7 protein-coding genes and 1 rRNA gene are annotated in these 8,105 nt (G+C 39.3%); 2 read left to right on the top strand and 6 right to left on the bottom strand.

All coding sequences use genetic code 11. From position 1 onward, the window contains the following. Both rrf and F3G86_RS04770 read left to right on the top strand, forming a co-directional pair. Positions 1-119, top strand: a 5S ribosomal RNA gene (gene rrf, locus F3G86_RS04775). 407 nt (positions 120-526) lie between these two features. After that, a complete protein-coding gene (locus tag F3G86_RS04770) occupies positions 527-1,564 on the top strand; it encodes an isoaspartyl peptidase/L-asparaginase family protein (RefSeq protein WP_149723166.1) in 1,038 nt (345 codons plus the stop codon). A gap of 54 nt (positions 1,565-1,618) precedes the next feature. Here the strand turns inward: F3G86_RS04770 and nrfD are convergent, their stop codons facing one another. Genes nrfD through F3G86_RS04740 form a run of 6 tightly spaced genes read right to left on the bottom strand, consistent with a single transcriptional unit; the run spans position 1,619 to position 7,655 of the window. Beyond that, the gene (gene nrfD / locus F3G86_RS04765) at positions 1,619-2,503 is read right to left on the bottom strand and encodes an NrfD/PsrC family molybdoenzyme membrane anchor subunit (protein WP_149723165.1); all 885 of its coding nucleotides are present in this window, start codon (positions 2,501-2,503) and stop codon (positions 1,619-1,621) included. Between the two features lie 11 nt (positions 2,504-2,514). Further along, positions 2,515-3,153, bottom strand: coding sequence for a TorD/DmsD family molecular chaperone (locus F3G86_RS04760; protein WP_103633238.1), 639 nt, complete (start codon positions 3,151-3,153; stop codon positions 2,515-2,517). Positions 3,154-3,163: 10 nt separating this feature from the next. Next, positions 3,164-3,715: a 4Fe-4S dicluster domain-containing protein gene (locus F3G86_RS04755; protein WP_012140509.1), complete on the bottom strand. Its 552-nt coding sequence runs from the start codon at positions 3,713-3,715 to the stop codon at positions 3,164-3,166. Positions 3,716-3,726: 11 nt separating this feature from the next. Beyond that, on the bottom strand, positions 3,727-6,018 hold the full coding sequence (locus F3G86_RS04750; RefSeq protein WP_149723164.1) for a molybdopterin-containing oxidoreductase family protein: 2,292 nt from the start codon (positions 6,016-6,018) through the stop codon (positions 3,727-3,729). 22 nt (positions 6,019-6,040) lie between these two features. After that, positions 6,041-6,934: a hypothetical protein gene (locus F3G86_RS04745; RefSeq protein WP_149722603.1), complete on the bottom strand. Its 894-nt coding sequence runs from the start codon at positions 6,932-6,934 to the stop codon at positions 6,041-6,043. Between the two features lie 10 nt (positions 6,935-6,944). Then, entirely contained in the window at positions 6,945-7,655 is a 711-nt protein-coding gene (locus tag F3G86_RS04740) for a disulfide bond formation protein B (protein WP_103645991.1), read from the bottom strand. Positions 7,656-8,105: the final 450 nt, after the last annotated feature.

Here is an 8,105-nt window from a genome sequence, read left to right as displayed (position 1 = left end):
GCCCGTGACTATACAGACGAGGAAACGCCTTGCTCCATCTCGAACCAAGAAGCTAAGCTCGTCCTGGCTGATGATACTCTCCCTTACTGGGATGTTGGAAAAGTAGGTCGTTGCGGGCTTTGTTGTTAATCTGCTTTAATTCTTATATTATTAATCAAATTTTTTATCATTGCTATTTCTTGTCTAAATATAGGATATTGGCTTTTGCTTTTTATTTTTTTAATTCTGCTATGCTATATTTATTTAATTGCTTGTTTAAAATGCTGAACCTTAACTGTTTGATATTAGCATGACCTCTAAATTGATTTGCAATATTGCGGTCAAAAAGTTATTTTTGAGGTGATGTGTTGATAGTTTCTTATTTATCATTCTTGTTAAAGTTTTATTAGACACAAACGAACATAATGTAAAATTTATTAAATTTAACATTGTCCTATACAAAAGCATATAATTATATTAAGCTAAACAAAAAGCATAAAATTATATTATCTTTTTAATATTTACCAATTTTTTTAAAGGAGAGCGTATGAAACTAGCATTTTTAAAAGCTGTTTTTGTAGCAGCTGGCGTCGCCTTATTCGCAGGTTCACTCTTAAACGCAGAGGATAAATTTAGCCCTGTTATTGTCATACATGGTGGCACTAGCGGACTTGAGCTTACTAAAGATGAGTTTAAAGTGCGCGAAGAGCCTATGAAAAAGGCGCTTTTAGCTGGCCAAGCCGTGCTTGAAAAGGGTGGTAGCGCGATGGATGCAGTGACGGCAGCCATTATGGTGTTAGAAGACGATCCAAATTTCAATGCCGGCAAGGGCGCAGTATTTACAGCTGACGGCTTTAATGAGCTAGACGCTTCTATTATGGACGGTTCTACTAAAAAAGCGGGCGCAGTTGCGATGGCAAGACATATCAAAAATCCGATCCTTGGCGCAAGGGTTGTTATGGATAAAACTTGGCACACTCTTGTTGCTGGCGAGGGAGCTGACAAACTAGCCAAAGAAAACGGCCTAGAAATAGTTGATCAAAAGTATTTTTTCACACAGTTTAGATATGACGCACTCCAAAGAGCTAAGGAGAAACAAAAGCTCATGCTTGATAGCGAAAAGACAAAGAAAACTTCTCTAAATTTATATGAGCGACCATATCTTGGCACTGTTGGTGCGATAGCTCTTGATAAAAATGGCAATCTAGCCGCAGCAACCAGCACTGGTGGTATGACAAATAAAATGACTGGCCGCATAGGTGATAGTCCGATAATTGGCTCTGGAACCTATGCAGATAATGACTCAGTAGCAGTTTCTTGCACAGGCACAGGTGATATCTATATGCGTGTAAATGCAGCTCACGAGGTCTCAGCTCTTTATAAATATAAAACCCAAGATGTGCAAAAAGCAGCCCAAGAGGCAGTAGCTCAGGTAAAAGCACTAGGCGGTAGTGGTGGTATCATCTCTATCGATAAATTTGGCAAGACTGGCTTTGCTTGGACTAAAGATAAGCTTGGTATGTATCATGGTGAGGCTAGACTTGGAGCCAAACCAGTCGTTTACTGGCCACTTGGCGAGAAATAATTAGATAGCTAGGCCAGATCCTATCCGGCCTAGTTTTTAAAGGGAGAAAGTTTATTAAAATATATAGATTGCTCCAAGAACGATAAACGCTCTTAGGCAAAAACCGCCGATTAAAACACCATATTCATTGTATACGCAGGATTTGATGCCTTCGCTGCATCCGCATACTGCTCCGTCTTTTGTTACGCCACATCTTTGTAGCATAAATTTACTGCCGCCAATTAATGGCAGTGCAAGACCAAGCACTATAAAACCTATCCAAAACATCGGCGCTAGAGAGCCTGATACTATTTTGGTTATGCTAGCCATGCCAGCAGCTTCGTTTCTAACGTTTGCAAATAGCATCAAGAGGGCAAAAATTTCAAGTGCCACCAAAATAGTGTGAAATTTATGCGACTCGTGGCTCAAAACGCCACCACCACTTAGCACAGATATAGCGTTTGCGCTAAGGCCTGTTGATATGGCTGAGATAGTAAATAGTATCGGTAGCCATATACTTGCCCAAAGTGGGATCGCTTTTACTACATATAAAAGTAGTCCAGTATATCCCATCACTCCAAGTGCTAGTAGAGAGCCAAAGCTAAGCATCATATCGCAAATTTTAGCGCCTTTTTTGACTTGTAAAAGCACGAGTACGCTAACTATTATGAAAAATGTTAGAAGATATGTGCCGATACTCATTATAGAAACTGGTCTTGTGTAAAGACCTATGATCTTAGCTGGATTGATCGCTGCGCTTGGTGCTAGGTCAAATAGCAAAAGCGCAGTTCCAACTATGACCGCTATTGGTGCGAGCAAAAATCCAAATTTGTAAAATTTCTCATCAAGCTTGCCCAAAAAACCTTTGTAGGCTAAAGCCGAGCACAAAAACGCCCCAGCACCTAAACCACCCAAAAAGAGATATATGACTATGAGCCATCCCCAAGTTGTTTGTTCCATTATCTATCCTTTTAACTCTTAAAAGTTAGAAGAGCTCTTGACTGCTCTATCTCGTTTTCAAGATATAAATTTAAAAAATCAGCAAAGCTCACATAGGCTTCTAAATTTGTAGCTTCCTTACAGCGAGAGCTAAATTTATAAAACCACTCAAACGGATGAGTGCGGATGAAGTCATATTTTTTATGTAAAATTTCATCCATTTTCTCTTTTTCGTCTGCTTGCAAGGCATTGAAACTTAGAAAGTAAAGGTATTGCAGCTCGTATCCGATGAAGTCATCTGGAAATTTATCAAACTGCTCTTTGCTAAGCTTTAGGCCAGAGCTCTCGTAAAAGCCACGCACCTGCATGGTCTTCTCGCCAAACATCGTTTTATAATCAAAATAAACCGACTCGTATGGCTCAGCTTTTGGGTGTCTTGGCCCTACAAAAAGCCTGTTAAATTCATATCTTAGCTCGTCTAGCAAATTTAGATCATCTTTGCACTTATTTAGCCAAAGTATGAAGTCGTGATTTTTAAATTTATCACTAAAATTAAGGCTTAGGCTTATGAGCTCATCTAAATTTTGCTCTCTAAGCTCCACTAAGAAAAATCGCCTTAAAAAGTCTTCAACACTAAGGCTAACGCTAAGCTTTTCTTTGACCTTATCCATCTTTTACTCTTTAATGTATGAATTCATTTCGCTTCATTCTTGGATAAAAGCGGATGTTTGGCTTGGTAAAGAAGTGCTTAAAGCCTGGCATCTCTTTTTGCATACCAGCACTGTCGCTGACGTTGCTATCAACTAGTTTTAGTACTCCACACGGACAGCCCGCCACACAAGCTGGCTCTTCGCCACGCTCAAGTTTTTCGGCACAGAGGTTGCACTTTTGAGCCTTGCCGTCTTTGCCTTTTGTGATAGAGCCATAAGGGCAAGCCATCAAGCAGTATCCACAGCCTATGCACTTATCATGAAGTGGCTGTACGACGCCATTTTCTAGCTTGATATAAGCTCCAACTGGGCAGACATCCATACAGGCCGGCTCGTCGCAGTGGTGGCAAGAGTGAGTTATAAATATCTCTTTTTCTATGCCATCTTCATGTATCATAAGACCATCAACATGTCTCCAGTTTATATCTGGATCTTGGTTGTGATAGACTTGACATGAAATTTCACAAGCCTTGCAGCCTATACAAAAGTTATAATCAAATAAAAATCCTTGTTTTCTTTTCATCTTAGACCCCTTTACATCTCTTGTTTAGCTGCTTTTTTTACTTCACAAAAGCTAGCTGTATAGGTTGAGCCATTTCCTAGATCGCTAACGCCATCAGAGCAAAGTATATTTGCCCCAGTTCTTGATTTTGTCACTTTTACCCAGATGTTGTTCCACGCATAGACTATGCCTGGGTTCATTTGATTTGTCTCGACTGCTGTAAAGACGGCTGTTCCTTTTTCGTTTGTTGCCTCAACTGTGTCTCCGTTTTTGATACCGCGAGCCTCCATATCTTCACGTGTCATAAATAGCTCAGCATTGCCCTTAACGATAACTCTTTTTAAGATATAAGGCATATTGCCCCAGTTTGAGTTATCTTGGAGCTGAGTACCTGGCGTCATGAAATAAAGCGGATATTTTTTGAGATAGTCTTTACCAAATTTATTGCTCTTTTCATAGTAGTCCCAGTCAGTTTCAAGGTCTATTACTGGATGATAGCCTGCATCTTTAAAGGTTTGTGAGTAAAGCTCGCATTTTCCACTCTTTGTGCCAAAGACTAGTTTGTCTTTTGGTGCATAAGGATAGTACGGGAACTGATCTTTCATCGTTTCAGGCGTTCTAAATGGTTTGATCCAGCCGACTGATTTTAGTTTTTCATAGGTGATGTTTTGTTTTTTGGCAAATTCTGTATCCAAAAAGCGTCTGCAAACTGTTTCGCTATCCCAGTTAAAGCACTCTTCTGTATAGCCCATCGCTTTTGCAAGAGCGTTGAAGAACTCTAAATTTGTCTTAGCTTCGCCTAGAGGTTTTACACTTTGAGCGTTGTAGCAGACGTATCCAGAAATTTGGTCGTTTTGGATATCCTCACTCTCCATAAATGTAACACCAGGTAGCACATAGTCAGCATAGTCGCAAGTATCGATATCATATGGATCAAGGACAACTAGGAAGAAGTCATCGTCCATTATGCGTTTTTTGATCAAATTTGTATTTGGCGCTGTTACCATTAAATTTGAGTTGTAGTTGATACAGGCGCGAATGACCGTGTTTATAGGCTTGTCAAGATATGTTGGATTTTCTTTTTGTATGCCTTTACCAAATTCTATATAGCTTACTTGCTGTCTTTCTATCTTTTTACCATCTTTATCTTTTGGAGATAGGTCTGGCATGCAGTTGTCGAAATTAAAGCAGCCTTTTACATGCACATATGCCCAAAATAGTCCGCCACCAAGCTTTGTCAAGGCGCCAGTTAAAACTGGTAAAAATGTAACCGCACGAACAAGTCTTGCTCCGTTAAAGTGTCTTTGTCCGCCGTCACCGTGCATGATAGCTGGTGCTTTTGCGTGAGCGTACTCTCTAGCAAAGACTTTTATCTGATCCACACTTGCTCCGCACATCTCAGATAGTTCGCCATAGGTGTAGAGTGAGCACTCGTGTACTAGATCTTCAAAGCCAGTGGTATATTTTTCTACAAATTCATGATCATATAGATCTTCTTCTATCAAAAATTTGCAGACCGCTAGACAAAATGCAGGGTCGCTAGATGGTTTTAGCTGGATAAACATATCAGCTTGGTTTGCTAGAGGAATTCTTATCGTATTTATAACGATGATCTTTCCGCCTCTTTTTTTAACACGGTGAGCAAATCTTATCCAGTGTACGGCTGTATAAGCTTCGTTTGATCCCCAGCTGATATACATATCGCTCTCATCGATCTCAAGTGCATCTTTTGAGAAGTCAGTACCTATAACGCTAGGAGTGCCCGCGTATCTTGGCCAGTCACAAGGGTTTCTAACAAGCCTTGTAGCTCCATATTTTTCAAAGAAATTTCCCGGTGCAATAGTTTTTGAGATATGTCCTTCGTTGCCAGAGTAGACAAACTCGGTCAAAGCCTCGCCGCCAAATTTCTCTTTTATCTCAGTTAGCTTTGCAGCTATCTCTTTTAAGGCTTGATCCCAGCTTATCTTCTCCCATTTTCCCTCGCCTTTTTTACCGACTCTTTTCATAGGGTGCATGATGCGGTCGGCATTATATAGGTGCATGGCATAGGTGTGGCCCTTGACGCAGACTGTGCCTTGCGTTAGCGGGTGCTTTGGATCTCCTTTTATGCTTACCATTTTGCCGTCTTTTATCTCAGCGATCATCGAACAGGCATCACGGCAGTTTCTAGGACAGGTTAGGTAGTGGTACTCTACATTTTCCTCGTTCTTATAGGATTTTGGGTTAAAATCCACCTCAAATTGCTCCATACCAAATAGGCTAGGAGCTGTTCCAGCTGCTGCCAGAACTGCTCCCGTGCCTTTTAGGAAAGAACGTCTTTGCATGTTTTCTCCTTAAATTTGATAGCTATTTCATCTCAAAGATAAAAACTTTATTCTCTTTGCCTTCTCGTGAGAAGATGTAAAATTTATTATCTTTGATCGCTAATGCTCTTGGGTTATTTACCCCACTAAAACTAAACGCCTCGTATATCTCTTTGGTGGTCAAATTTAACTTTAAAATAGTTGAGAAATTTTTGCTTAAAAGATAGAGTGCATCAGGCTCTACGTCGATACCGGTAATGTAGTAGTTGTTTAAATTTCTACCCTCTTTTAGCTCTAAATTTGCTCCAGCTTTTGGTATAAATTCTTCTAAGATCATCTTATCGTCACCATCAAATATAGCCACACTCCAGTAGTCTCTAACGTCATTTGGCACGCTAGCTGTGAAAAATTTATTCTCACTTTCTAAGTAGTCCCAGCCTAAGATGTACTGCTGTTTTGATCTAATGGTAGAAAATCTGCCCTTGTTACCAAGGTCGTTTAGCTTCCATGCGTCATATCCAGCCAGTAGGTGCCTCCACTGGCTATTTTGCTCATCTTTACTAAGGTTGCTAGCTGGCTCATAAAAGACAAAAGTTTTGTTATAACTTATCATGCCAAGCTCATTTTTATACCAAGTAGCTCCAACTGTTGCCTCCATCTCCATTATAAAATGGCGGTCGTGCTTGGCATAACTTAAAGGCTTTAAATTTTCATCTGCGATGTAAAATTCATTGTCGTTTGAGACAAGAGCAAAGTGCTTTTTGCTCTCATCGTAGTCAGCACCAGTTATTGCATTATCATTTTGCAAATTTAGAGTGAGCGTATCTTTAAGGCCTAGCTCTTTTATGTTTTGGATCGCTCCATTTTTGCTATCCATGTCAAAGTTAAACCCAAAAGCAAGGCTTACCAATGCGATAAAAAATATTATCTTTTTCATCTTTTACTCCTTACTTTGCTAGGTCTGGAAGCTCAGGGTTCCAGTCAAATCTAAAGTCAAGTGAGCTCTCCCAGTGGTCTTTTTCCCAGAACCATTTTGAAGGATCGATGCTCATTCTAGGCGGTGTGCTAGATCCTAGATATGGCGGTGGACCAGAAGCTATAAAGGCTTGAACGCAGTTTGCAAGTATGATCACGATAAAGACCAAATTTGCAAATTTGCCAAGTGGCAAGTAGCTTAGAAAGTTGCCATATTCGCCATTTGAGCTTTTTTGCATTATAAGGCCCAAATTTTTGCTAAACAAAAATATAAGAGCCAAAAATATGATCACACAAAAATCAACAACCATAACCCAAAACTGAGTGTGGGCACCTAAAATTTCAAGGCCAAAACCTTGTTTGATGTCAAGATAGCCGCCAAATGTTCCATCTAGGCTGTAGTGGATAAAGCCGTTAAATATGCCCCAGCAAGCCATTAGTAAAAGGGCTGCTAGATATCCAGGCTTTAGTCCGTACCTGATGATAAAAAGCGCTATTAGGCTAATAGCTATCATCGTGATCCTCTCGGCCCAGCACATTACGCAAGGGTTATCACCTAGCCCAAAGCCAAGTACTAAGCAGGCGATACCAACTGGAAGTGCCACAAGAGCAGTGATGGCCAGTGACATAAGGTTGAAAAAGCCTTGTTCGTTTGCTGGGATTTCGTTTTGTTTTGTTTGCATCTTGCCCTCCTAAAAGTTGCCTATTGGCAAGACTACCCATAAATTTACGTAAAATTCTAGTGCAACTAGTATTACGCACCCCAAAGCCATACAGGACGTTGCTATTTTCTTCATTTGTGGCTTTATGTATAAGATAAGCCCACTAATCAGAAATAGCGTCAAAATTAGAAATTCCATTTTGAGCTCCCAATTTGTAAATTTTCAACTACAAGCATGCTTATCTGAGAAAAATAATATAACTATATTTATTAAATTTAGTTTAAAAAATATATTTTTATGGCTAAGTTTTACTTTATAAAATAAAATTTTGTAAATAAAAATATATTTATATAAAAATATTTTATATAATTAAGCTATATTTAATTAAATTAATATTAATTTTTACAAAATTATTTTTATTAGTTAGCTTGTAAATTTAAATTAGCTTAAAGAATAGTTATGTAATATTTT

The sequence above is a fragment of the Campylobacter concisus genome, from assembly GCF_902460595.1.
Classification (GTDB): Bacteria; Campylobacterota; Campylobacteria; order Campylobacterales; family Campylobacteraceae; genus Campylobacter_A; species Campylobacter_A concisus_BL.
The sequence above is the reverse complement of the archived record's forward strand: the minus strand, read 5'-3'. Positions and strand labels throughout refer to the sequence as shown.